The sequence below is a fragment of the Rhizobium sp. BK591 genome, assembly GCF_014195045.1.
GTDB classification, from domain to species: domain Bacteria; phylum Pseudomonadota; class Alphaproteobacteria; order Rhizobiales; family Rhizobiaceae; genus Rhizobium; species Rhizobium anhuiense.
On sequence record NZ_JACIAZ010000007.1, the window covers coordinates 297,922 to 321,230 of the forward strand.

23 protein-coding genes and 1 other RNA gene are annotated in these 23,309 nt (G+C 61.7%); 10 read left to right on the plus strand and 14 right to left on the minus strand.

Annotation, left to right across the window (positions count from 1 at the left end):
- Positions 1 to 74 precede the first annotated feature (74 nt).
- Positions 75 to 2,048, minus strand: coding sequence for a transketolase (gene tkt / locus FHX10_RS28440; protein ID WP_028755523.1), 1,974 nt, complete (start codon positions 2,046 to 2,048; stop codon positions 75 to 77).
- Positions 2,049 to 2,381: 333 nt separating this feature from the next.
- Here tkt and FHX10_RS28445 point away from each other — a divergent pair, with 333 nt between their 5' ends.
- From FHX10_RS28445 to ssrS, 3 genes are all read left to right on the plus strand, one after another.
- Positions 2,382 to 2,657: a DUF4164 domain-containing protein gene (locus FHX10_RS28445; RefSeq protein WP_012758879.1), complete on the plus strand. Its 276-nt coding sequence runs from the start codon at positions 2,382 to 2,384 to the stop codon at positions 2,655 to 2,657.
- A gap of 125 nt (positions 2,658 to 2,782) precedes the next feature.
- On the plus strand, positions 2,783 to 3,160 hold the full coding sequence (locus tag FHX10_RS28450; RefSeq protein ID WP_028755524.1) for a cell division protein ZapA: 378 nt from the start codon (positions 2,783 to 2,785) through the stop codon (positions 3,158 to 3,160).
- Positions 3,161 to 3,229: 69 nt separating this feature from the next.
- A non-coding RNA gene (gene ssrS / locus FHX10_RS28455) (6S RNA) lies at positions 3,230 to 3,388 on the plus strand.
- 427 nt (positions 3,389 to 3,815) lie between these two features.
- On the opposite strand, the gene FHX10_RS28460 is transcribed toward ssrS, so the two are convergent.
- From FHX10_RS28460 to FHX10_RS28470, 3 genes are all read right to left on the minus strand, one after another.
- A complete protein-coding gene (locus FHX10_RS28460; RefSeq protein WP_063475345.1) occupies positions 3,816 to 4,799 on the minus strand; it encodes an NAD-dependent epimerase/dehydratase family protein in 984 nt (327 codons plus the stop codon).
- Between the two features lie 98 nt (positions 4,800 to 4,897).
- Positions 4,898 to 5,434: a helix-turn-helix transcriptional regulator gene (locus FHX10_RS28465; protein WP_063475346.1), complete on the minus strand. Its 537-nt coding sequence runs from the start codon at positions 5,432 to 5,434 to the stop codon at positions 4,898 to 4,900.
- A gap of 76 nt (positions 5,435 to 5,510) precedes the next feature.
- On the minus strand, positions 5,511 to 5,843 hold the full coding sequence (locus tag FHX10_RS28470; RefSeq protein WP_063475347.1) for an ArsR/SmtB family transcription factor: 333 nt from the start codon (positions 5,841 to 5,843) through the stop codon (positions 5,511 to 5,513).
- A gap of 69 nt (positions 5,844 to 5,912) precedes the next feature.
- Between FHX10_RS28470 and FHX10_RS28475 the strand changes: the two genes are divergently transcribed.
- Both FHX10_RS28475 and gnd read left to right on the plus strand, forming a co-directional pair.
- Complete coding sequence (locus tag FHX10_RS28475) at positions 5,913 to 6,395, plus strand: SRPBCC domain-containing protein (protein WP_063475348.1); 483 nt, start codon at positions 5,913 to 5,915, stop codon at positions 6,393 to 6,395.
- A 134-nt stretch (positions 6,396 to 6,529) separates the two neighbouring features.
- A complete protein-coding gene (gnd, locus tag FHX10_RS28480; RefSeq protein WP_063475349.1) occupies positions 6,530 to 7,561 on the plus strand; it encodes a phosphogluconate dehydrogenase (NAD(+)-dependent, decarboxylating) in 1,032 nt (343 codons plus the stop codon).
- Positions 7,562 to 7,597: 36 nt separating this feature from the next.
- Here the strand turns inward: gnd and FHX10_RS35295 are convergent, their stop codons facing one another.
- Positions 7,598 to 7,930 (minus strand): hypothetical protein, encoded by a 333-nt coding sequence (locus FHX10_RS35295; RefSeq protein WP_246781265.1) that lies wholly within the window; start codon positions 7,928 to 7,930, stop codon positions 7,598 to 7,600.
- On the opposite strand from FHX10_RS35295, the gene FHX10_RS28485 reads away from it, so the two are divergent.
- Entirely contained in the window at positions 7,917 to 9,881 is a 1,965-nt protein-coding gene (locus FHX10_RS28485) for a mechanosensitive ion channel family protein (protein WP_246781266.1), read from the plus strand. The genes FHX10_RS35295 and FHX10_RS28485 overlap by 14 nt on opposite strands.
- A 4-nt stretch (positions 9,882 to 9,885) precedes the next feature.
- On the opposite strand, the gene FHX10_RS28490 is transcribed toward FHX10_RS28485, so the two are convergent.
- Entirely contained in the window at positions 9,886 to 10,263 is a 378-nt protein-coding gene (locus FHX10_RS28490) for a DoxX family membrane protein (protein ID WP_028755532.1), read from the minus strand.
- Positions 10,264 to 10,498: 235 nt separating this feature from the next.
- Between FHX10_RS28490 and mprF the strand changes: the two genes are divergently transcribed.
- On the plus strand, positions 10,499 to 13,105 hold the full coding sequence (mprF, locus tag FHX10_RS28495) for a bifunctional lysylphosphatidylglycerol flippase/synthetase MprF (protein WP_063475351.1): 2,607 nt from the start codon (positions 10,499 to 10,501) through the stop codon (positions 13,103 to 13,105).
- Positions 13,102 to 14,484: a virulence factor family protein gene (locus FHX10_RS28500; protein ID WP_063475352.1), complete on the plus strand. Its 1,383-nt coding sequence runs from the start codon at positions 13,102 to 13,104 to the stop codon at positions 14,482 to 14,484. Before mprF ends, FHX10_RS28500 begins: the two co-directional genes overlap by 4 nt.
- Before the next feature lie 140 nt (positions 14,485 to 14,624).
- Here FHX10_RS28500 and FHX10_RS28505 read toward each other — a convergent pair whose 3' ends face one another.
- The 8 genes from FHX10_RS28505 to ruvC form a co-directional block, all read right to left on the minus strand.
- On the minus strand, positions 14,625 to 15,188 hold the full coding sequence (locus FHX10_RS28505) for a DinB family protein (protein WP_063475353.1): 564 nt from the start codon (positions 15,186 to 15,188) through the stop codon (positions 14,625 to 14,627).
- A 38-nt stretch (positions 15,189 to 15,226) separates the two neighbouring features.
- Entirely contained in the window at positions 15,227 to 15,739 is a 513-nt protein-coding gene (locus tag FHX10_RS28510) for an NUDIX hydrolase (protein ID WP_028755536.1), read from the minus strand.
- Between the two features lie 6 nt (positions 15,740 to 15,745).
- Entirely contained in the window at positions 15,746 to 16,648 is a 903-nt protein-coding gene (locus FHX10_RS28515; protein WP_028755537.1) for a metallophosphoesterase, read from the minus strand.
- Positions 16,649 to 17,689, minus strand: a complete 1,041-nt coding sequence (gene ruvB / locus FHX10_RS28520) for a Holliday junction branch migration DNA helicase RuvB (RefSeq protein ID WP_003552548.1) — start codon at positions 17,687 to 17,689, stop codon at positions 16,649 to 16,651.
- On the minus strand, positions 17,686 to 18,090 hold the full coding sequence (locus tag FHX10_RS28525) for a PIN domain-containing protein (protein WP_049810847.1): 405 nt from the start codon (positions 18,088 to 18,090) through the stop codon (positions 17,686 to 17,688). The genes ruvB and FHX10_RS28525 overlap by 4 nt, the downstream gene beginning before the upstream one ends.
- Positions 18,087 to 18,371, minus strand: coding sequence for an AbrB/MazE/SpoVT family DNA-binding domain-containing protein (locus FHX10_RS28530; RefSeq protein WP_028755538.1), 285 nt, complete (start codon positions 18,369 to 18,371; stop codon positions 18,087 to 18,089). The genes FHX10_RS28525 and FHX10_RS28530 overlap by 4 nt, the downstream gene beginning before the upstream one ends.
- Positions 18,372 to 18,445: 74 nt before the next feature.
- Positions 18,446 to 19,060 (minus strand): Holliday junction branch migration protein RuvA, encoded by a 615-nt coding sequence (gene ruvA / locus FHX10_RS28535; RefSeq protein WP_028755539.1) that lies wholly within the window; start codon positions 19,058 to 19,060, stop codon positions 18,446 to 18,448.
- Positions 19,061 to 19,102: 42 nt separating this feature from the next.
- On the minus strand, positions 19,103 to 19,612 hold the full coding sequence (gene ruvC / locus FHX10_RS28540) for a crossover junction endodeoxyribonuclease RuvC (protein ID WP_028755540.1): 510 nt from the start codon (positions 19,610 to 19,612) through the stop codon (positions 19,103 to 19,105).
- A 241-nt stretch (positions 19,613 to 19,853) separates the two neighbouring features.
- Here ruvC and FHX10_RS28545 point away from each other — a divergent pair, with 241 nt between their 5' ends.
- Complete coding sequence (locus FHX10_RS28545) at positions 19,854 to 22,169, plus strand: methyl-accepting chemotaxis protein (RefSeq protein WP_047616505.1); 2,316 nt, start codon at positions 19,854 to 19,856, stop codon at positions 22,167 to 22,169.
- A gap of 125 nt (positions 22,170 to 22,294) precedes the next feature.
- Positions 22,295 to 23,296, plus strand: coding sequence for an LLM class flavin-dependent oxidoreductase (locus FHX10_RS28550; RefSeq protein ID WP_063475354.1), 1,002 nt, complete (start codon positions 22,295 to 22,297; stop codon positions 23,294 to 23,296).
- The last annotated feature ends 13 nt before the right edge of the window (positions 23,297 to 23,309 follow it).

Genomic DNA, 23,309 nt, shown 5'->3' on the forward strand with positions numbered 1-23,309 from the left:
ACTCCCGATAGAGTAGGGCCCGATAAGGCAGGGCCTGGAATTGAGGAGATGGAGAGCGCCTCAAGGCGCCCTCATTAAAGCTTTGCTTCGGCGGCCGCAACGACGGCGTCGGCGGTGATGCCGAAATGCTTGTAGACGTCCTTCACCGGGCCGGAAGCGCCGAAGCTCTTCATACCGATGAAAGTGCCTTCCGGTCCGATGAACGCATCCCAGCCTTCGCGAACCGCGGCTTCAACAGCGATCTTGACCGGCGAATTGCCGAGGACTTCCTTGCGGTAGGCGTCCGGCTGCTCGAAGAACAGTTCCGTGCAGGGAACCGATACGACACGGACGGTCACGCCCTTGGCTTCAAGCGCCGTACGAGCAGCAACGGCGATTTCGACTTCCGAGCCGGAGGCGAAGATCGTCACCTTGGCGTCGGCATTGCCGGCCAGCGTATAGGCGCCCTGTTCGCAGAGGTTCTTTTCGCTGTATTCGGTACGGGCGGCGAGCAGGTTCTGGCGCGTCAGAGCAAGGCCCGAAGGACGGTTGTGCGTCTTGATGGCGATCTGCCAGCATTCCGCTGTTTCCGTGGCGTCGGCAGGCCGGAAGACCATCAGATTCGGGATGGCGCGCAGACCGGCGAGTTGTTCGACCGGCTGATGCGTCGGGCCGTCTTCGCCGACGCCGATCGAGTCATGCGTCAGGACGTGAATGACGCGAATGCCCATCAGCGCCGCCAGGCGGATCGGCGGGCGGCAATAATCCGAGAAGATCAGAAAGCCGCCGCTATAGGGAATGAGACCGCCATGCAGCGCAATGCCGTTCATGGCAGAGGCCATGCCGTGCTCGCGGATGCCCCAATGCACGTAACGGCCGGCGAAATCCGTCGGTGTGATCGAGTGCATCTGGCTAGTCTTGGTGTTGTTCGAGGGTGTCAGGTCGGCGGAGCCGCCGAGCGTTTCCGGCAGGAAGCCGTTGATGACCTCGAGTGCATCTTCCGAAGCCTTGCGGGTCGCAACCGTCGGCTTGGTTTCGGCGACCTTCTTCTTGTATGCGCTGATCGCGGCGTCGAAGCCTTCCGGCAGTTCGCCTGCCATGCGGCGCGTGAATTCGGCCTTGGCGGCGGCGTTGGCGAGAGTTTCCTCCCAGGCCTTGACGATATTGTCAGAGCGAGTGCCAGCTGCGCGCCATGCGTCCAGGACGTCGGAGGGGATGACGAAGGGCTCGTAATCCCAGTTCAGCGCCTTGCGGGTGGCGGCGATTTCCTCGGCACCGAGCGGGTTGCCGTGTACCTTGTGGGTGCCCTGCTTGTTTGGGGCGCCAAAGCCGATGATCGTCTTGCAGGCGATGAAGGTCGGGCGGTCGGACTTGTGGGCGGCTTCGATCGCCTCGGCGATGGCGGCCTGATCGTGACCGTCGATCTCGATGGTGTTCCAGTGAACGGCCTTGAAGCGAGCGATCTGGTCGGTGGAGTCCGACAGCGAAACGGCACCGTCGATGGTGATCGAATTGTTGTCCCAGAAGAGGATCAGCTTGTTCAGCTTCAAGTGGCCGGCAAGCGCGATCGCCTCATGGCTTATGCCTTCCATCAGGCAGCCGTCGCCATTGATGACATAAGTGTAGTGGTCCTGCAGGTCGGAGCCGAACTCCTCGCGCAGCTTGCGCTCGGCAATCGCCATGCCGACGGCATTGGCAATGCCCTGACCGAGCGGGCCGGTCGTCGTTTCGATGCCGGTCGCGTGACCATATTCCGGATGGCCGGCGGTCTTCGAACCGATCTGACGGAACTGCTTCAGATCTTCGACCGTCATGTCGGGATAGCCGGTCAGATACAGCAGCGAATAGAGCAGCATCGAGCCATGGCCGGCCGATAGCACGAAGCGATCGCGGTTCGGCCAGTGCGGCTTCTTTGGATCGAAGCGCAGATATTTGGTGAACAGGACCGTTGCCACGTCAGCCATGCCCATCGGCATGCCCGGGTGGCCGGAGTTCGCCTTTTCGACGGCGTCCATGGCGAGAAAACGGATCGCATTCGCCATCCGGTCGTGTTGTTCGGGAGAGGTCATGGCTTTTCCGCAAGTTCCGGGTGTCGGGGGATGGCCTCGAGCCTCCAAGACCATCGTGTGAAAGCGGCAGAGACATAGCAGTTGGAACGGGCAAGTCAATAAATGGCAGGCTAAATCCGGGCGGACAGCGGCGATTTTTGACATTTGATCGCGCGATTATACAAATGACGAATCTGCTGCGGCGAGCACGTGTAAAGTGCTCATCCACAGGATAGGCCGGTGGGCAAGTGACAGGATTTATTGACGGGCCGTTTGCGAGCGGCATATCCTTTTGAAATCACAGGATCGGCGCGGCGTGCCGATTCGCGGATTCTGTGCGGGAATCGGAAAGACATGATGCCCACAGGCAAAACCATGGAAGCAGCGCTCAACGAATTGAGACAGGCGATTTCGAGCCTCGAAAACGCCGTCGACATGCGCGTCGAGCGGCAGCGCGAGCAGGGTGAGATCGAGGGCGAGGTACGACGCGTGCACGCCGACCGCTCCCGGCTGGCGCAGGAGCTCGATCAGGCCGAATTCCGCGCCAACCGGCTGGAAGAGGTCAATCGCGAGGTATCCCGGCGGCTGGTGACGGCCATGGAAACGATCCGCGCGGTTCTGGATCGCTAGAACAGGATGATTTTGGGCTGTGGCCCAAAATCTGAATCCTGTTCTAATTTAAAAAGTTAGAGCATGATGTCGTCCGAAAACCGCTCACACTTTTCGGCATCATGCTCTTATAGAAAGAGTTTGGTATGGCGCAGGTGACGGTAACGATCGACGGCAAGGCCTATCGCATGGCCTGCGAGGAGGGGCAGGAGGAGCACCTGTCCGATCTCGCCACCCGTTTCGACGGCTATGTCGGCCACCTCAAGGGACAGTTCGGTGAAATCGGCGATCTGAGGATCACGGTCATGGCCGGCATCATGGTCATGGACGAGATTGCCGAGCTGACGCGCCGCGTCGCCGGGCTGGAATCCGAACTCGAGTCGCTGCGCGGCAACCGCGACACGGTGCTTGCGGCCACCGCGCGCACCGAAGAAAACCTTGCGGCAGCACTCAGTGAGGTTTCGAGCCGCATCCGTGGCATCACCGACAAGCTGAACGGCCGCTCCGCCCCGGACCTGAACTGATCTCAATTAAATCAGGACGGTCTGCCACCGCCACTGGCGCGGCAGCGCAAACGTCCTTATATATCGCGATGCGGTCTGCGCCTCTCGACAGGAACCACAATCCCTGGGGCCATACTCGATCCAAAGGGAGCTGTCCCTGGCCAGGCCCGTGGGCCTGGACACACGGCGCCCACCTACGTTTGTAGGCACCCAGGATCGTAAACATCCATCGGTGGTCGTGGATCGCACCTTCCCTTTCATCGTCGGCAGGGACGTCGCATCCGGCGGGCGAACGCCGACCAGGCCCTTGTTGACGAAGGTGAGGCCGCCGCCGACAGCGGAATTTTCGGCCATTGCGACGGCCGGAATGGTGGCGGATGCCGCGAGAGCCGCGGCAAACAGCCGCGATGCTATGGTCTGACATTCTTCATGGAGATACCCTCTCGGTCAAAAGCGCTCTCAAAACGGGCTCAGCCCGCAGGCTGGACACCGCTTCAAATGACACCCCGCCTTGGATTCGATTTCCCGATGGCAGAACACGCCTTGGATTTCGTCGCCCCATATCCCCGTCAGACGGTCTATGACGGGATCATAATATCTGGATGACGCTTTTCGGCGAAAAGGCCATGCCGCGAGGATGCCGGGCTTTCGCCTATCCGTATTCCAGATCGTGGTTCTATCGGACCGGATAAGGCCCTTCGACAAAGGTCTGGTCATGGTAGCCTTTCGAGCCGACATCTAGCGCCAAAGGGCTTCGCCATTCCCTATTCTCGCGTAGGCAATCCAACACGAAACGGAAATCATATCGCGGCTGCCAGCCGAGTTCCCGCTTTGCGCGCGCGTTGACATAGACACGGTCAAGCGCCGGAAACATCTTCCAGCCGCGTGATGCATAGAGGGCGCTCGCACCCGGAAACAGGCGTTCGACGACATCAGGCGCATCGCGTCTGATCTCGGCGAGATCGCCTGATGAAAACGGCGTTGTGGCGGAGATGATGTAGCGGCCGAAGCCGATGGCCGGAGCTTTTTCGAGCGCCAGTAGATGGGCGCCGGCCACATCGCTGATATCGACGCGGCGATGAAGAAGCTCGTTGGCCTGGGCATTCTCCGGCGAATAGCCGTTGCGAATATCAGCATCGTCGTCGTTTTCGGGAAAGAAACGCGATGTCCTGAGAATGACAACCGGCAGGCCGGATTTGCGGGCGAAGAGTTCGCACACGCCTTCGGCGGCGAGTTTGGTGACGCCGTAGATGTTTTTTGCGACCGGAAGCACGTCCTCCGTCACCCATGCCGCCGGTTCGCCGGCAGCCGGCGTCAATGCCGCGCCGAATGTGCTGGTGGTGCTGGTGAAGACGAAGCTTGCGACGTCTGCGGCGACGGCTTCTTCGAGCAGGTTCAGCGTCCCGGCGATATTGATGTCGAGGAAATCGCGATTGTCGTGGGTCGCCACATGCGGCTTGTGCAATGTTGCGGCATGGATGACTTGGCTGATACCAGACATTACCTGCCGGACGAAGGCGCGATCACCGATCGAGCCGACCATATCGGTGAAAGCCGAGGGCTTGATATCGATGCCGCGCACCCAGCGGCTTTGCGCCCTCAAAGTGCGCATCAGCGCCTCGCCGAGATGGCCGGCACTTCCCGTCACCAGTATCGTCATCACATCGTCTCCTGAGCGTTTCGGCGGCCGACGCTATAAAGACCGAGGTTTCCGGACAACGCATAAATTATGCATGGGAATGCAGGAAAGCTGCAGGCTCAGCCGATGGTCGTGACAAGGCGGCCGGCGCTGCCATCGGAAAGCATGATCCTTTCCCAGCTCACGTGCCCGGCCGCAATGGGCAGCTGCGCATTGCCGTTGGCGCCGGTCTCGAGAATCAGCGACGAGAGCCTGCCTGCATGCCAGCCGCGCTCCTCCAGCGACTGCTCGGCCGCGGTGATTTCGGCGGAAGCGTAAGAGAACAGAGAACGGCCGAGAAAGGCAGCGAGCGGCGCCCGCCATTCCGCCTGCCGCGGGCGGGAGGCTGATAGCAGCCGGTGGGTGCGGTCGCAGATCAGATGCACTGGGCGAACGGAATCCTCGACCAGCCGCTTCAGCGCCGCATCGACTGCCGCATGTCGAGGCGCAGCGAAAATCCGTTCCAGCTTGACGGCCTGTTCGGATGAGAGGGCGAGCTGATCGCGCTCCCAGCGTGAGACCGTCGCCTGGTTGACGCCGAGGAGTTCGGCGAGATGTTCCTGCTTCATGCTGCGCAACAGCCGCATGCGGCGTATGCCGGCCCCTGTTATCATCATCTGTCCTGTCCCATGCTTTGCCGCCAGCATAGGGCTGTGGCGGGCCGGGCGACAAGGCGGTTGGACAGTCGGCATTTTATTCGGGCTGGCCTTCGAGATCGCTTCTCAGCCGGTCGAGTATAGAGAGCGCATGGCCGGCATAGGCGCTGATCCAGCGGTCGTAGATGTGCTTGATCGGCAGGCTGTTTAAGTGGTTCCAGCGTTCGCGGCCCTCCTTCCTGGCGATGACCAGGTCTGCCTCCTCCAGCACTTTCAGATGCTGCATCACCGTGCAGCGGTCCATCTGAGGAAACATCTCGCAGAGAGTTCCCGTGGTGCGGGGGCCATTCTTGAGCAGATCGAGGATTTCGCGGCGGCGATGATGCGCCAGCGCTTTGAAAACAGGGTCGTCGGTTGATTCGCTTGACATGTTATATTTTTATAACATAATGAAGCCAAGTACAATGGAACAAGCACAATGGAGAAGAGGAGAAGTGCCATGTCTCTCGGAATCCGCATTTCCGGCCGTATCGGCCGCCCCGTGGCGGAGGTATTCGACGCCGTCGTCAACCCGAAGAAACTCAACAGCTATTTCACCACGATCGGCGGGGCGAGCGCGCCGCTCGTCCAGGGCACGACGGTGACTTGGTGGAAGGATGCGCCAGTCGAAGTGATCGAACTCGTGCCGGAAAGCCGTATCGTGCTGCGATGGGACGGCGGCACCGGCGAAGATGAGGCAAGATACAAGACGCTGGTGGAGATGAACTTCAAGCCGCTGGAGGATGGCGGCACGCTGGTGACCATCGCCGAGACCGGCTGGCGCGAAGACGATGCCGGCCGGCGCGGCACCTATCTCAACTGCGAAGGCTGGACGCAGATGCTTTGCTGCATGAAGGCCTTCGTCGAATATGGCATCAACCTGCGCGAGGGCATGTTCCTCAGCGAAATGAAGGGTGAGCCGGCCAGCGCATCTGACGCTTGACGAAGCATTGGTTTGCAGGAGATCGGCGGCGCAATCGTCGCATCCGCCAATATCACCGAGACTTCGCTTGCCTGTCACACTGCGGGTGCTAATTTCCGGATTCGATACTTCATTTCGGTTTCCAGGAGATTCATATGCAGCTTGGCATGGTTGGTTTGGGCCGCATGGGCAATTATATGGTCCAGCGCTTGATGCGAGGCGGTCACGAATGCGTCGTTTACGACGCCAGGCCGGAAAGCGTCGCCGATCTCACGGGCCTCGGTGCGACCGGCAGTGGTTCTCTCGAGGAATTCGTCTCGAAGCTCACCCATCCGCGGGCGATCTGGCTGATGCTGCCGGCGGCGATCGTCGACAAGGTGCTGGCGAGCCTGGTGCCGCTGCTTGAGAACGGCGATATCGTCATCGACGGCGGCAACTCTTATTACCACGACGATATCCGCCGCGGCGCCGAACTCATCACCAAGGGCATTCATTATGTCGATGTCGGCACCAGCGGCGGCGTCTTCGGCCTCGAGCGCGGCTATTGCTTGATGATCGGCGGCGAGAAAGGCATCGTCCAGCATCTTTCCCCAATCTTCGCGACATTGGCGCCCGGCCCCGGCACGACGGAAGCCTCGCCGAACCGGAGCGCCAAAGCGGCGGCGGCCAGCACCGCCGAACAGGGTTACCTGCATTGCGGCCCACATGGCGCCGGCCATTTCGTCAAGATGGTGCATAACGGCATCGAATACGGTCTGATGGCCGCCTATGCCGAAGGCCTCAATATCCTGAAGCACGCCAATATCGGCGCTGCCTCGCACGAGGTCGATGCGGAAACCGCCCCGCTCGCCCATCCGGAGCACTTCCAGTACGATCTGAACCTGCAGGATGTTGCCGAAGTCTGGCGCCGCGGCAGCGTCATCACTTCCTGGCTGCTCGATCTCACGGCCGATGCGCTGCATGCCGATCCGGCACTATCGAAATATGCAGGCCGCGTTTCCGACAGCGGCGAAGGCCGCTGGACGATCATGGCGGCAATCGACGAAAGCGTGCCGACGCCGGTGCTGAGTGCGGCGCTCTATGGCCGCTTCTCCTCGCGCGACAATGACGAATTCGCCAACAAGGTGCTGTCGGCGATGCGCGCGGGCTTCGGCGGCCACGTGGAAAAACCGGTCCCGAAATCCTGAAGGCCGGCGGTTTCACTCGCCGTTCCGACAAAGCCGTCATCCTGACATAGCGAGCGCGGCGCTTCGTTCGAGGGCGGCGATGTCGGTATCTCCTAGCCATCGGTATGGTTTTCCTACTGCTTGCTGGCGGCAACGGTCACGGGTATCCATTGCAAAATGTTGGGGCTGCTTCATCCAGGCGGCCGACTTTTCATCGGAGGCGGTCATGAAGCGTGGCATGGCAGGGGGCTTGAAGGCCGTCCTATTCGGCATATTGGCATTGCTTGCGCTTTTTTCGGCGGTTTCGCCTGGTTTTTCCCAGACGCCGCCGGCGCAAGTGCCTGCCGCGGCCACCCCGCCGGCGCAGGTGCGTGAGATGATGGAGCTCATGCAGACGCCCGAGGTCAAGCAGTGGATGTCGACGCAGATGGCCGCGACGCCTGCGGCCAACGCAGCGTCTGAAAACCAGATGTCGGTTCTGTCAGGTCTGCTGCAGCATGCCCGCCGGCATGTCTCGATGGTCTCCGATGCGGCGATGACGCTGCCCTCGCAGGTCGGCAATGCCTCCTCACTGTTCTTCGGTGAAATCGCCGTCACCGGCTGGCCGCGGATGGTGGCGCAATTCCTGGCGATTTTCCTGCTCGGCGCGATCGTCGAAAGCATTGCCCGTTATGCCTTCCGCCGCCGTCGCCGCCGGCTGATTGAGATGGAGGGCATGCATCTGGCGCCGCGCGTCATCCCGGCGCTGATCTTCGCGGCGGCGACCATGCTCACGCTTCTCAGCCTCAGCTGGCCGCCGTTCAGCCAAAGCATCGCGATCGTCTGCGTCGTCGCGCTCATCGTCCAGCGCTTTACGATCTGCCTCGGCGGCGTGCTGGTCGATCTCATCGGGCTGGCGCGGGCCGACGAAGAACGGCAGGGTATCACCGGTCCGATCATGCCGGGACGTGACGTCGCGCTCTTCTGGTATCGCCGCTGTGCGACCTTCGTCATCTATTTCATCTTCGGCTGGGCGGCGATCCAGTCGATGGAACCGCTTGGCTATACCTCGAGCGCCCGGCTTCTCGTCGGCTATATCCTCGGCATCGGCCTGTTGCTGATCGCGATCGAGGCGGTCTGGTCACGGCCGCACAAGGACGAGAAGCGCGATCACGGGACCTCCTGGGCGCTCACCGTCTATTTCCTGTTGCTGTGGAGCATCTGGGTTGCGGGCTTCAACTGGCTGCTTTGGCTCGGCATCTATGTGCTGCTGCTGCCGCGCGTACTCGCCGTTTCGACGCTTGCGGTGAGATCGCTGCAGCAGACCGAAGCGAGCTTCTTGGCCACGCGCCGGATTGCGACGGTGCTGCTCGACCGGGGCGTGCGGGCATTGATCATTGCCGTTGCCGCCATCTGGCTTGGCCATATGCTCGGCGTCGGCGCCGATACGATGGCCGCGGGCGACACGATGGTCGACAAGATCGCGCGCGGCGTCATCGGCGGCATCGTCATCCTGTTGGCCGCCGACCTGCTCTGGCATGTCATCAAGGCCTATATCAACGGCAAGCTGCTCGATTCATCCGTGGATGGCGGAACAACGGATGAGGAGAAGGCCAAACGCGCGCGGATACATACGCTGTTGCCAATCTTCCGCAATATCCTTGCCGTGGTGATCGCCGTCATCGCCGTGCTGATGGTGCTGTCGGGCCTCGGTATCGAGATCGGGCCGCTGATCGCCGGCGCCGGTGTGGTCGGCGTCGCTGTCGGCTTCGGCGCCCAGACGATCGTCAAGGACGTCATCAGCGGCATGTTCTATCTCTGGGACGATGCCTTCCGTATCGGCGAATATATCGAGAGCGGCAGCCACAAGGGCGTGGTCGAGGCCTTCAGCCTGCGTTCGGTGAAGCTCAGGCACCATCGCGGCCCGCTGACGACGGTGCCGTTCGGCGAACTCGGGGCGGTCAAGAACCTCAACCGCGACTGGACGATCGACAAGATCAGCCTCAACGTCAAATACGACACCGATCTCGTCAAGGCGAAGAAGGTGATCAAGCAGATCGGCCAGACGCTGCTCGAAAATCCGGAATTTGGTCCGCACATCATCGAGACGCTGAAGATGAAAGGTGTCGAACAATTCGGCGAATTCGCAATCGAAATCCGGCTGTCGATGATGACGAAACCTGGCGAGCAATTCGTCATCCGCCGCAATGCGCTGGCGATGATCCGCAATGCCTTCAAGGAAAACGACATCGAATTCGCAGTGCCGACCGTGCAGGTGGCGGGCGATCGCGACGCGGAGGTTGATGCCGCCGTGGCGCGCTACGCCGCGCATGCACGGGCGGGCAGCGAGCCGGCGGCGTAAACCCTCACATCGCCCCGGCGGCTGCAATCAGCAGGCCACCGATGATCGCCATGTTGGTTTTCCAGGTATTGATCGCGCTGTCGCGCGCCGTACCCTGCATGTCCCAGAAATTCAGCAGCATGATGGTGGCGGCAAGGGTGAAGACGATGAGGCCGAATGCCGCCGCCGCGACGAAAAGTCCCAGCATCAGCAGGAGGCCGGCCGCGATCTGGAACAGGCTGCCCGAGAGCAGTACCCATTTTGCAAAGGGAACGCCGCGGGCTTCGATTGCCGCGGTCAACGGCACGATGACGAAAAAATGATGAATCCCGCCCGCGACATAGAGGCCGCCCAGCAATAGGCGTCCGAGGACAAGCATCATGAGGGCCGGACTATCCTGCATATCGAACCGTTCTCCCGGATCTCAAATCCCATCGTAGGGCCAAGTTCTTTCGAAGCTTACGAAAATGCAATGTGCCGCGACGCCGGCCTGCGCAAATTCGCCCCAATTGAGGATGATTGAGGCGCAAAGGGCGGGGCGGGGTAGCGGCGGCATGGCTTCATAGAGCTTCCATGCCTCCTATGTTACGTCTTTCAAAAATGATTCCCGCCACGCTAGCAGTTGCGACAGGTACGAGATGTCGGGTCACGGCAATTTGGAAAATATAGAAGAATCGGACGGCGGGTTTTCTTTTCGCGGGCTATTCAGACGGTACAGAACGCCGCTGACGGCCGCGGCGACACTCGTGGTCTTCTGCCTTGTCGGTTATGCGATCATGCAGCTGACCAACGAGGTGCGCTACGATGACGTCGTCGACGCGCTGGCGGCAACCCGGCCGAGCGCCATCCTGCTTGCTCTGTTCTTCACGGGGCTGAGTTTTCTCTCGCTGATCTTCTACGACCTCAACGCGATCGAATATATCGGCAAGAAACTGCCTTTTCCGCATGTGGCGCTGACGGCGTTCAGCGCCTATGCGGTTGGCAATACCGCCGGCTTCGGCGCGCTTTCAGGCGGTGCGATCCGTTACCGTGCCTATACGCGTCTCGGGCTCTCGCCGGAGGATATCGGCCGCATCATCGCCTTCGTCACGCTGTCCTTCGGTCTCGGGCTTGCGGGCGTCGCGGCGATCGCCCTCATCATCATCGCCGACGAGATCGGCCCGCTCATCGGTGTCAGCGCCTTCCTCCTGCGATTGATCGCCGGTTCGATCGTCGCCATCCTGGGCGCGGTGATGATCATCGGCCGTGACGGGCGCGTGCTTGATCTCGGCCCTGTGGCAATCCGCCTGCCGGATTCGCGCACCTGGTCGCGCCAGTTCCTCGTCACCGCCTTCGATATCGCCGCCTCGGCGTCGGTGCTCTACGTGCTGCTGCCGCAGACGGCAATCGGCTGGCCGGTCTTCCTCGCCGTCTATGCCATCGCCGTCGGTCTCGGCGTGCTCAGCCACGTTCCGGCCGGCCTCGGCGTGTTCGAGACCGTGATCATCGCGTCGCTCGGCAGCGCGGTGAACATCGATGCCGTGCTCGGATCGCTGGTGCTCTACCGGCTGGTCTACCATGTGCTGCCGCTGCTGATCGCCGTGCTCGCGGTGTCGGCGGCGGAGCTGCGTCGTTTCGTCGACCATCCGGCCGCCTCCAGCGTGCGGCGCATCGGCGGACGGCTGATGCCGCAGCTGCTCTCGGCTCTTGCGCTGCTGCTCGGCGTCATGCTGGTGTTTTCGAGCGTCACGCCGACGCCGGACCAGAACCTAGAATTCCTCTCCAACTATCTGCCGCTGCCGATGGTCGAAGGGGCGCATTTCCTCTCCAGCCTGCTGGGGCTGGCGCTCGTCGTCGCCGCACGCGGCCTCGGCCAGCGGCTCGACGGCGCCTGGTGGGTGGCGGTGTTCTCGGCTGTCGCCGCGCTGACCTTGTCGCTGTTGAAGGCGATCGCGCTGGTTGAAGCCGCTTTTCTCGCCTTCCTCATCTTCGGGCTCTTCGTCAGCCGCCGGCTCTTTACCCGCCATGCCTCGCTGCTCAACCAGGCGCTGACGGCGTCCTGGCTGATGGCGATTGCCGTCATTGTCGTCGGCGCCGTCGTCATCCTGCTCTTCGTTTATCGTGACGTCGAATACAGCAACCAGCTCTGGTGGCAGTTCGAATTTACCGCCGAGGCGCCGCGCGGGCTGCGCGCCGTGCTCGGCATCACCATCATCTCGTCGGCGATCGCCATCTTCAGCCTGCTTCGGCCGGCGGCCTTCCGGCCGGAACCGGCCACGGACGAGGCACTGGCGCGTGCCGTCGAGATCGTCATGAAGCAGGGCAATGCCGACGCCAATCTGGTGCGCATGGGCGACAAGAGCATCATGTTCTCGGAAAAAGGTGACGCCTTCATCATGTATGGCCGGCAGGGCCGCTCCTGGATCGCACTGTTCGACCCGGTCGGCGAGCATCGCGCCGTGCAGGAGCTCGTCTGGCGTTTCGTCGAAGCGGCGCGCGCCGCCGGCTGCCGGGCGGTGTTCTATCAGATCTCACCGGCGCTGCTTTCCCATTGCGCCGATGCAGGCCTTCGCGCCTTCAAGCTTGGCGAACTGGCGGTTGCCGATCTCAGGACCTTCGAGATGAAGGGCGGCAAATGGGCGAACCTTCGCCAGACGGCAAGCCGCGCCCAGCGCGACGGGCTGGAATTCGCCGTCGTCGAGCCGCAGGACATAGCCTCGGTCATCGATGATCTCGCCGCCGTTTCCGCCGCCTGGCTCGAGCATCACAACGCCAAGGAAAAAGGCTTCTCGCTCGGCGCCTTCGATCCCGATTACGTTTCATCGCAGCCGGTCGGCATCCTGAAAAAGGACGGCAGGATCGTCGCTTTCGCCAATATCCTTGTCACCGAATCCAGGGAGGAGAGCACGATCGATCTGATGCGCTTCTCGCCGGACGCACCGAAGGGCTCGATGGACTTTCTCTTCGTGCAGATCATGGAATATCTGCGCGGACAGGGTTTCACCCACTTCAATCTCGGCATGGCGCCTCTTTCCGGCATGTCGAAACGCGAGGCGGCGCCCGTCTGGGACCGCATCGGCAGCACTGTTTTCGAACACGGCGAGCGCTTCTATAACTTCAAAGGCCTTCGGGCATTCAAATCCAAGTTTCATCCGCACTGGCAACCGCGCTATCTTGCGGTCTCAGGAGGGGGCAATCCGATGATCGCGTTGATGGACGCGACATTTCTGATCGGGGGCGGATTGAAAGGGGTAGTGAGAAAATGATCAGGACAATCCTTCTTGCCACGGCATGCGCCTGCATGCTCGCGGCCGCACCGGCTAATGCCGCCGAGGAAACCAAGCAGAGCTTCGAAACCGGGCTCATTCCGTCGCCGCACATCTTCCTGCCGGAAGGAGAGGTGAAAGGCACGGTGATGCTGATCTCGGATGCCGCCGGCTGGGGCGACTATGAGAAGGCCGAGGCCGACAGGCTGGTCGCCGAAGGCGCCGTCGTCATCGGCATCGACTTTCCCTCCTACATCCAGGCGCTCAGCCGGTACGACGTCAGCCTCAACGACGGCTGCATCTACATGGTCTCGGATATCGAATCGCTGAGCCAGCAGGTGCAGCGCGCGACCGGCAACAGCGCCTATCATCTGCCGATCGTCGCCGGCATCGGCGAGGGCGGAGCCTTGGCGCTGGCGATCGCGGCGCAAACGCCGGATGCGACGATCGGCCAGACGCTTGCCGTCGATCCGGTCGCCGGCATTCCGCTCACCCAGGCACTTTGCACGCCGGCTTCCAAGCAGGTGGTTGGTCAACGCACAGTCTATGGACTCAGCGACGGCGTTCTGCCGGACCCTGTGATCACCGTCTTCACGCCTAATGCCAACAAGGATGGCCGGGCGCATGCCGAGGCATTGAAGAAGGCCCATGCCGAGATAGAAATCCGCGATTCCACCGATGATGCGCAGACGGTGTTTGCCGATACGCTCGACGATCTCGTCACTGCCTCCGGTGCCTTCGGCAACCCGCTCGGCCTGCCGTTGGCGGTGCTCGAGGCGACGCCCGCCTTCGATACGATGGCGGTGATCTATTCCGGCGACGGCGGCTGGCGCGACATCGACAAGGAGGTCGGCGGCACGCTGCAGAAGGAAGGCATTCCTGTCGTCGGCGTGGATTCGCTCCATTATTTCTGGTCCGAGCGTAAGCCGGAGGAGACAGCCGGCGATCTTTCGAAGATCATCGACTTCTACCGCAAGCAGTGGAAGGTGAAGCATGTGCTGCTCGTCGGTTATTCCTTCGGCGCCGATGTCGTACCCGCCACTTATCAGCTCCTCAAGCCGGCTGAAAAGTCGGCGGTGGCGCAACTGTCGCTGCTGTCGCTGTCGCACGAAGTCGACTATGTCATTTCCGTTCTCGGCTGGCTCGGCCAGAAGACGGAAGGGGCGGGAGGCGATCCCGTCAGCGATGTGAAGAACATCGATCCGAAGCTCGTGCAATGCATCTACGGCAAGGACGACGATGACGATGTCGCCTGTCCGGCGCTGAAGGATAGCGGCGCCGAAGTCATCGAACTGCCCGGCGACCATCACTTCGACGAGAATTACGACCTTCTCACCAAGACGATCATCGACGGGCTGAAGAGGCGACTGCAGGACTAGAGCAATTCCAGGAAAAGTGCGAAGCGGTTTTCCGTCCGGAATTGTGTAAACAAAAGTTAGAGCGGTTCTGCGCTTCTGCGAAAAGCCGAACCGCTCTAAAGCGCAGCGCGTCCGATAGGACGCGCTGAGGACGCTGATTATCAGCGCATCAGCGTCTCTTCGCTCCAGCCGAGTTCGGCGAGTTCTGTGCCACGGAACCGCGCATCGTCGGCGACGATGAACTCGTCGAGTTGCGGCGGAGCGACGCTGGTGCCGGAAAGCATCGCATGCACCTGGCCGCGATGATGGGTCTGATGCTGGAAGAGGTGGGCGAGCACGTCTTCCATCCGCTCCTCCTGGATGCGAGCGCCGCGATGGAGGCGGACGGTGGAGACCAGCTTCTCCGGCGTCAGGGCCTCGCAAAGCGCTATCAGGCGCTGATCGACCTTCGCCTGCGCCTCTGCCAGCGAGGAAACGTCATCGAAGGGTTCGTCGACCTCGAAGGCCTGGAACCCGAGCGTGCCGCCTTCCAGGCCATCGACATAGAACCAATCGACCGTGATGATATGGTTCAAGGTTTCCTTGAGCGAGGGAAAGAAGCTGGTGCGCGGGGCCTCGAATTCACCGGGCTTCAATGCCGCGCAGGCCTGAAGCAGACGGCGGTTGGCAAGCGCATTGTTATAGGCAAGTTTGCGAAACGGCCTGACGGGATCGAAGGTCGGCATAGGCACATCTCCTCTTCACACGTGCTGGAATGTTTGCGTCAGTCCTCGTCATCGAGATTGCCGTCCCGCCAGACGAGGTGACGGGGCGCGGCGGGCAGGTTCTCGATTTCATCGGCGATGAAATAGGGCGGGATGTCGAGCGCGGTCAGGGCCGTGCGCGTCGCCGACACCCATTTGAATTCGAGATGATTGTCGCCGTCTTCGACGCGATGGATGATTTCGTGTGACTGAAAAGGGAAGTCCGGCGGAATCTCCATCAGATAATAGAGGCCGAGCTCATGCCAGTCGCGCTGCTCATAGTGGAAAAAATTCTCGACGATCCAGAGCAGGCGGGAGACGGTGACGTCGACGCCCAGTTCTTCCATCATCTCCCGTTTCAGCGTCTCCTCCGACGTCTCGCCTATTTCCGCCCTGCCACCCGGAAAGGTCCAGAAGGGTTCATGCACGGCGCGATGAACGAGCACATGGCCATTGCGAAAACCGAGGCCGGCGATGCGATAGTTGAAACGCTCGGCGCCCGCATTCAGGCGGATGAGAGTGCGCTTGGTCATGCCATTCTATCCAAGATCGATCACGACGATTTCCGGCGGCACGCCGAAGCGCACCGGTGCAATGGAACAGCCGAGGCCGCCGGACACGATGATATTACGCCCCTCCTCAACCATATGGCCATAGGCGTAGCGATTGCCGTAACGCGAGGGCACGACCGGCGAACGGCCCAGCAGCCGGATCTGTCCGCCATGCGTGTGGCCCGATAGCGTTAGCGAGACGCGCTCTGGCACGCGCGGGAAGATATCGGGTTCATGGGCGAGCAGGATGACAGGCGCATCGTCGGTCACCTGAGCCATCGTTCCCTCGAGATCGTCGAGGCCGAGCATATGCGTGCGGCCCCACTTCCGGCCGGGCAGCAGCGCCAACTGATCTTCGAGGCCTGCGAGCCAAAAGCCGCGGCCATCCTTTTCGAGCCGAACGGCGCGGTTGCCATAGACCGGGATTCCGACATCGGCGAGAGCCCGGTGTCCGAATGTTTCCATCCCGCCGTTCTTCTGGGCGGTGCGGTCCTCCCACCAATCGTGGTTGCCCATGACCGCATGGACTCCGAGAGGAGCCCGCAAGGTGGCGAGCGCCTTCGACCATTGGCCCGAATGCACGTATTGGGTCACCATGTTCATGCCGGCGGCATAATCGCCGAGCAGAATGGTCATATCGCCTTCGAGTTCATTTGCCCTGTGGCAGATCGCGGCAATGCGACTTGCCGACATCCAGGGTTCGCAGGCGTGCAGATCGGCGAGCGCGACGATGCGGAGCTTCAGCCCCGGTGTCCATCCCGGCGGTGTCAGCCGGTAGCGGGTGATGGCGAGCCGCGCGAGCGGTTCATAGGCGAAGGCATAACCACCGAGTGACATGACGCCTGCGACACCGCCGCCGAGAACCTTGAAAAATCCGCGGCGGGTGATCACTCAGTTATCCTCCTGAAACAGCCGGAACTGCGCAGCCTCCATATCCTTAGGTGGTTGCATTCCCAGATGTTTCCACGCGATTGCGGTCAGAACGCGGCCGCGTGGCGTGCGCTGAATGAAACCCTGCTGGATCATGTAGGGCTCGATGATGTCCTCGATCGCGTCGCGCGGCTCGGAAAGGCCGGCGGCAATGGTTTCAATGCCGACTGGGCCGCCGCCGAAATTGACCGCGATCATGTTAAGGTAACGTTTGTCGAGCTGGTCAAAGCCGACATTGTCGACCAGCAGGCGGGTCAGCGCCTCGTCGGCGATCTCGCGGGTGACGGCCTCTGCCCTTGCCACCTCGGCAAAGTCGCGCACGCGCCGCAACAGCCGGCCGGCGATGCGCGGGGTGCCGCGGGCGCGTCTTGCGATCTCGCGGGCGCCCTCTTCGGTGATCGGCAGGTTCATCAGCCGCGCGCCGCGGCGCACGATGAGTTCCAGTTCCTCGACGGTGTAGAAGCTCAAGCGGACCGGAATGCCAAAGCGGTCGCGCAGCGGCGTCGTCAACAGTCCGAGGCGAGTGGTGGCTGCCACCAGCGTGAATTTCGACAGGTCGATCTTCACCGAGCGAGCTGCAGGGCCTTCCCCGATGATCAGGTCGAGCTGAAAATCCTCCATGGCCGGATAGAGGATTTCCTCGACGGCGGGGTTGAGGCGATGGATCTCGTCGATGAAGAGCACATCTCGCTCCTCGAGGTTGGTGAGCAGGGCGGCGAGATCGCCAGCCTTGGCGATCACGGGACCCGACGTCGAACGGAAGTTGACGCCGAGCTCCTTCGCCATGATCTGCGCCAGCGTCGTCTTGCCGAGGCCGGGCGGGCCGACGAAGAGCACGTGGTCCAGCGCTTCGCCACGGTTTTTCGCCGCCTCGATGAAGACCTTGAGATTGGCGCGCGCTTCCGCCTGGCCGGTGAACTCGTCCAGCGATTGCGGGCGCAAGGTGATATCTAGGTCTTCGCCCCGCTTTTCCGGTGATATCAGGCGGGCGGGTTCGCTCATGTCAGAAGCTCCATACCTGGCACAGTCTTGAACGCGTGCCGGTCAAATGTCTTGGTCGCCTGGCATCCCTCATCCGCGGCGCGGTAGCCAATCAAGGCATCGGCAAAATCTGCGTTTCGCGTTTCCACGGCCCTCAGGGCCTTGATCACCAGGGTCTGGTTCTCGATGTCCAATCCTCTGACGCGTGTCAATTTGCCGATTGCCTCGACAACATCCTTTTTCTTGAAGCCGAACCGGGCGCGCAACGCCCAATCCAGTTCCAAGAGATTCAGAAGCGAGAGAAATCCACGATAGTCCCTGCCGATACCTTCACCGAACTTCAGCGCGGCAGCCCTTTGCTCCGGATCGTCGTCGACAATAAGCCTCAGCAGGACGTTTGTATCCACACCATACGCAATCATGCGGCGACATCCGATTTCGACCGCGTGGCTTCGTCGACCACATCGCTGCCCGCAGCATCGGTCACCGTTGCGTCGATCTCCTCCAGGGAAGCACGTCCATTTGGAGGCGATCCGAGAAGGCCTGCGAGATCGTTGAAGTTGATCGATTTTGGTGTGATCACGACCTCTCCGTCGATGATGGAGAAAACAAGCTGATCGCCGGGCTGAAGACCGAGAGCATCCCGCAGTTCCTTCGGAAGCGTTATCTGGCCTTTGGGTGAAAGCGTAAATTCTCCCCACATCGATCAGTAGTCCTATTTTGGTGAGTGAGTCGGAAAATTTGTCATTTGTCGGAAAATCGACAGTTTATCCTACTCTACCGCGCCAGTTCCTTCAATCCCAATCGGATCAGCTTGGCGCTGTCTGCACCATCGCCTGCCGTCTTCATGGCTGCGGCAATCGCATTCGCCGCCTGGTCGCGGGAATAGCCGAGGTTGGTCAGTGCGGAAACCGCATCGGCGACAGGTGCTGCCGCGACACCTTCGCCGAGTTCCTGTTTGAGGCCGATATTGATCGCTTCGCCGGCAAAGGCCGGCGCCCGGTTCTTGAGCTCGGTGACGAGGCGCATCGCCACTTTCGGACCAACGCCCGGTGCGCGGGAGACGGCGGCGCGGTCCTGTAGGGCGATCGCATTGGCAAGTTCGCCCGGCGTCAACGTCGACAGCACGGCGAGTGCCACCTTGGCGCCGACGCCCTGGACGCTCTGGAGCAGGTTGAACCATTCCCGCTCCAGCGCGCTCATGAAGCCGAAGAGCTTCAACTGGTCCTCGCGCACATAGGTCTCGATGAACAGCACGCAGGCCTCGCCGGCCGAGCCGAGCTTGGACAGGGTGCGGGCCGAACAATGGGCGACGTAGCAGACGCCGTGCACATCGACGAGCACATAGTCTTCGCCGATCTCGTCTATGGTGCCTTTCAGCTTGCCGATCATGGGTCGCGGTCTCTCAGCAGATGGGAACAAGTCAAGTATAGATTAACCGGCCAGTGCCTGGCGCATCCTGTTACTGCCGCGATTATGCGCGTGGCAGATGGCGATCGCCAGGGCGTCGGCAGCATCGTCGCCCTTGAATTCGACTTTCGGCATCAGGATCTTCAGCATCATGTGGATCTGGTGCTTTTCGCCATGGCCGACGCCGATGACGGCCTTTTTTACGGCGTTCGGGGCATATTCCGAAACCGGCAGGCCGGCACGCGCCGGCACCAGCATGGCGATGCCGCGGGCCTGGCCAAGCTTCAAGGTCGCCACCGCATCCTTGTTGACGAAGGTCTGTTCGACGGCGGCTTCATCCGGCTTGTAGCTATGGACAATCTCCGCCAGGCCGTCGTGCAATTGGCAAAGGCGGGAGGCAAGGTCCATGTCGCCATCGGAGGTCACGGTTCCAGACGCGACAAACCGCAGGGAATTGCCCAGCGTGTCAATGATTCCCCAGCCGGTGCGGCGAAGTCCGGGATCAATACCGACAATGCGAATCGTATTTTGCATGGTTCAACCTATAGCGATCGCGAAATAAGTGCCATCGATATGTGAACAAAACAAAAACACTCCCGGATTTAGGCCCCGCTATTTACCGCGAATTAAAACAGATGCCCGAATTCTAGTCGTCAATACGAGAGGGGCGTCTTTTCACGAAGATTAAGCCCCCGATGTTCTGTTTACAGGTCAGTCGATCGGGCATGCGCTGCATGCCAGGCCGGCAAGCGCGTTCAGAAGGGGTTCGTCGTACATGGCACAGAGATTTCAATCCCTGTCCTTCAAGGTCATCGTCACATTCATTCTGCTGACCGTGCTGTCGATCGCGGTCATCGACGTACTCGCCTATTTCGCCAGCAGCCGCATCTCCGACGAGCAGGCGCTGAAGGCCAAGGAAAGCGTGCTGATCTTCCGCGGCGACATGCTGCAGGACCAGCTGGCGCAGCTTGAAAACCAGGCCAACTCGATTGCGCGCATCGAGGCGCTGCAAATGTCGATCACCAGCCTGAAGAGCGGCTGGAAAACCATCGAGAAGACCTCGGGCGACGCTCGTGCCGAGCTGAAGAAGGTTTTCATATCGAACAATCCCAACCCGGCCGACCAGCGCGAGAAGCTTATGAAGCCGGAAGGGCCGAGCGGCTTTTATTATTCGAACCATGAGAAGACGCAGGGCGAAGTCGCCCGCGACCTCGAGGATACCGCCTTCAGCGACCTGCTGATCGCCGATCTCGAGGGCACGGTCCTCTATTCCTATAAGAAGGAGGACGATTTCGCCGAGAACCTGAAGTCGGACGCCTGGAAGGCAACCGGCGCCGGCATCGCTTTCGCCAAGGCGATCGAGAATACCGCCAAGGCGACCGATGATGCCGCGCCGACAGGTTTCTCCGGCCTTCGCGTCGATGCCGGCAGCGGCAAATCGGCGATCTTCTATGCCGTGCCGATCATCAAGCTCGGAGCGGCCAAGGGCATCATCCTCTTCAAGGTGCGCGACGACATCGTCACCGGCATCCTTGCCAAGGGCATCGTCCAGGGCAGCACGGCACGGGCGGCGATCGTCTCCGGCGATGGATCGGCTATCGGTCTCGATGCGGCCGGCAAGCTTGCCATGCTCGATGCCACACCCTTCACCTTCATCCAGAGCGCACTTGCCAGTTCGGCGATGACGGTTGCCGATTTCAACCGGGCGGATGGTGCCGCCCGTGCCTATGTCCGCGGCATCGACTATCGCGGCGACCGCTTCCTGGTGGTCGAGAGCGTGCTGCTCAGCGAACTCAATGCCGGCTCGATCGAGATCGCCACTCTGCTGACGATGATCGGCATCGGCGTGCTCGTCGTCATGGCGGTCGCGACCGGCCTCGTCACCAATTTCCTGTTTTCGCCGCTTGCGCGCCTTGCCGGCGTCACCCGCGATGTCGCGGACGGCAAACTCGACAGCGAGATCGGCAGCCTGAACCGCAAGGACGAAATCGGCACGATGGCCAACGCGCTCGCCCGCTTCCGGCAGTCGCTGATCGAAGGCCGCGAGCTCGAAGCCGCCAGTGAAGAGACGCGCCTGCAGGCCGAGCACGACCGCCAGCAGAATCTGGCCGAGCGCGAGGCAGAGGCGAAGACGCTGCAGCAGGTGGTCGAGGCGCTCGACGAGGGCCTGCATCATCTGGCGAACGGCGATCTCGCCTACCAGATCGATACACGCTTCCCGAACGAGCTCGAAAGCCTGCGGGTCAATTTCAACGAAGCGCTGGCGACGCTCAGCGAAACCATGACGGCAATCGGCGGCAACTCGATGGCGGTGCGCGCCGGCTCCGAGGAGATGCGCACCGGCGCCGACGAGCTTGCCGGGCGCACCGAGCGCCAGGCCGGCTCGATCACCGAAACGGCGAATGCGATCAGCGCCATCACCCAGTCGGTCCGTCAGCAGATCGAGCGGGCCGAACAGGCCGAGCGCATCGCTCGCGACGCCAAGAAGGAAACGACGGGCTCCGGCCAGATCATGCAGGAGACGATCGCGGCGATGGAGGCAATCCAGGCTTCCTCGCGCCAGATCAACACGATCATCTCGGTCATCGACGACATCGCCTTTCAGACCAACCTCCTGGCGCTCAATGCCGGCGTCGAGGCGGCGCGCGCCGGTGAATCCGGCAAGGGCTTCGCCGTCGTCGCCATGGAAGTGCGCGAGCTCGCCCAGCGCTCATCGAGCGCGGCGAAGGAGATCTCCAACCTGCTGCAGAAATCGACGCATGAGGTCGAAAGCGGCGTTACGCTGGTGGAAAGGGCGGGCGTTGCTCTCACGGGCATCGGCGCCCATGTCGAGGCGATCAACGGACAGATCAACGAGATCATGGGCGCGACCCGCGAGGAGGCCAATACGCTGCGTGAGATCAATAGCGCTGTCGCCGAACTCGACGCGATGACGCAGCAGAACGCCTCGATGGTCGAGGAGACGACGGCGGCGATCCACCGGCTGGCGACGGAAGCCCTGGAAATGGACCGCCAGCTCGGCAATTTCACGCTGCCGCAAGGCCACCACCAGCCGAGCGCCGAGGTGCATGTGCTGCGCCGTCACCGCTAAGCTATCGCTTCCAGCATCTGGCAGGGTCGCGCTCGCGCGGCCCTTTTTGTTTGCGCGCATGGTTTGGAATGGCGCGAGGGCGAACCTACATAGGCTGCATCCTTCAACTGCCCGGCAGGTTTTCCATGGTTCCCTTCTCCATACTCGACCTTTCCCCCGTTGCCGAAGGCAGCACCGTGCGTCAGTCCCTCGAAAGTTCGGCGCGGATGGCTGAGAAGGCCGAGGAGTTCGGCTACAAGCGCTTCTGGCTCGCCGAACATCACGGCATGCCGGGGATCGCCAGTGCCGCCACATCAGTCGTCATCGGCCATGTCGGGGCTGCGACCAAGCGCATCCGCATCGGCTCGGGCGGCATCATGCTGCCCAATCATTCGCCGCTCGTCATCGCCGAGCAGTTCGGCACGCTGGAGGCGCTTTTCCCCGGCCGCATCGATCTCGGCCTCGGGCGCGCGCCGGGAACGGATATGCGCACGGCACAGGCGCTGCGGCGCAACCTCGAAGCCGGCGCAAACAGCTTCCCCAACGACGTGGTGGAATTGCAGCAACTCCTTGGCACGCCGGTCGAGAACCAGGCGATCCTCGCCGTTCCCGGCAATGGCTCGCATATCCCGATCTGGCTGCTCGGTTCCAGCCTTTACAGTGCGCAGCTCGCCGCCATGCTCGGGCTTCCATATGCCTTCGCCTCGCATTTCGCACCCGACATGCTGCTCGATGCGATCGCCATCTACCGTGACCGTTTCCAGCCTTCGGCGACACTCGACAAGCCCTATGTGATGGTCGGCGTCATGGGCGCGGTGGCGGCGACGGACGAGGAGGCGCGGTACCATTTCACCTCCGCCCAGCAGCAGTTCGTCAATCTGCGCCGCAATGTCCGCGGGCCGTTCCCGCGTCCGGTGGCCGATATGGAGGACTTCTGGTCGCCGATGGAGAAGATGAATGTCGAACACACGCTGCGTTATGCCGTCGTTGGCTCGCCAAAGACGGCCGAAGCGAAACTGACGGAGTTTCTGCGGGAAACAGAGGCCGACGAGGTGATCATCTCGATGCCGATCCATGACATCGAGGCGCGGCTGAAATCGGTGGAGCTCTTCGCGGGGCTGGGGAGCTTCATGCGAGCCGCCGCTTAGGATCTACACAAGG

Excerpts from the sequence above, each read along its gene's own strand:
- FHX10_RS28450 (WP_028755524.1), top strand. The coding sequence starts at position 2,783 with ATGGCGCAGGTGACGGTAACGATCGACGGCAAGGCCTATCGCATGGCC.
- ruvB (WP_003552548.1), bottom strand. The coding sequence starts at position 17,689 with ATGAGCGAACCCGCCCGCCTGATATCACCGGAAAAGCGGGGCGAAGAC.
- mprF (WP_063475351.1), top strand. The coding sequence starts at position 10,499 with ATGTCGGGTCACGGCAATTTGGAAAATATAGAAGAATCGGACGGCGGG.
- FHX10_RS28475 (WP_063475348.1), top strand. The coding sequence starts at position 5,913 with ATGTCTCTCGGAATCCGCATTTCCGGCCGTATCGGCCGCCCCGTGGCG.
- FHX10_RS28550 (WP_063475354.1), top strand. The coding sequence starts at position 22,295 with ATGGTTCCCTTCTCCATACTCGACCTTTCCCCCGTTGCCGAAGGCAGC.
- ruvC (WP_028755540.1), bottom strand. The coding sequence starts at position 19,612 with ATGCAAAATACGATTCGCATTGTCGGTATTGATCCCGGACTTCGCCGC.
- FHX10_RS35295 (WP_246781265.1), bottom strand. The coding sequence starts at position 7,930 with ATGAGCTCCATCATCTCACGCACCTGCGCCGGCGGGGTGGCCGCGGCA.
- FHX10_RS28445 (WP_012758879.1), top strand. The coding sequence starts at position 2,382 with ATGATGCCCACAGGCAAAACCATGGAAGCAGCGCTCAACGAATTGAGA.
- FHX10_RS28500 (WP_063475352.1), top strand. The coding sequence starts at position 13,102 with ATGATCAGGACAATCCTTCTTGCCACGGCATGCGCCTGCATGCTCGCG.
- FHX10_RS28470 (WP_063475347.1), bottom strand. The coding sequence starts at position 5,843 with ATGTCAAGCGAATCAACCGACGACCCTGTTTTCAAAGCGCTGGCGCAT.
- FHX10_RS28525 (WP_049810847.1), bottom strand. The coding sequence starts at position 18,090 with ATGATTGCGTATGGTGTGGATACAAACGTCCTGCTGAGGCTTATTGTC.
- FHX10_RS28505 (WP_063475353.1), bottom strand. The coding sequence starts at position 15,188 with ATGCCGACCTTCGATCCCGTCAGGCCGTTTCGCAAACTTGCCTATAAC.
- gnd (WP_063475349.1), top strand. The coding sequence starts at position 6,530 with ATGCAGCTTGGCATGGTTGGTTTGGGCCGCATGGGCAATTATATGGTC.
- tkt (WP_028755523.1), bottom strand. The coding sequence starts at position 2,048 with ATGACCTCTCCCGAACAACACGACCGGATGGCGAATGCGATCCGTTTT.
- FHX10_RS28485 (WP_246781266.1), top strand. The coding sequence starts at position 7,917 with ATGATGGAGCTCATGCAGACGCCCGAGGTCAAGCAGTGGATGTCGACG.
- FHX10_RS28490 (WP_028755532.1), bottom strand. The coding sequence starts at position 10,263 with ATGCAGGATAGTCCGGCCCTCATGATGCTTGTCCTCGGACGCCTATTG.
- FHX10_RS28545 (WP_047616505.1), top strand. The coding sequence starts at position 19,854 with ATGGCACAGAGATTTCAATCCCTGTCCTTCAAGGTCATCGTCACATTC.
- FHX10_RS28530 (WP_028755538.1), bottom strand. The coding sequence starts at position 18,371 with ATGTGGGGAGAATTTACGCTTTCACCCAAAGGCCAGATAACGCTTCCG.
- FHX10_RS28460 (WP_063475345.1), bottom strand. The coding sequence starts at position 4,799 with ATGACGATACTGGTGACGGGAAGTGCCGGCCATCTCGGCGAGGCGCTG.
- FHX10_RS28510 (WP_028755536.1), bottom strand. The coding sequence starts at position 15,739 with ATGACCAAGCGCACTCTCATCCGCCTGAATGCGGGCGCCGAGCGTTTC.
- ruvA (WP_028755539.1), bottom strand. The coding sequence starts at position 19,060 with ATGATCGGCAAGCTGAAAGGCACCATAGACGAGATCGGCGAAGACTAT.
- FHX10_RS28465 (WP_063475346.1), bottom strand. The coding sequence starts at position 5,434 with ATGATGATAACAGGGGCCGGCATACGCCGCATGCGGCTGTTGCGCAGC.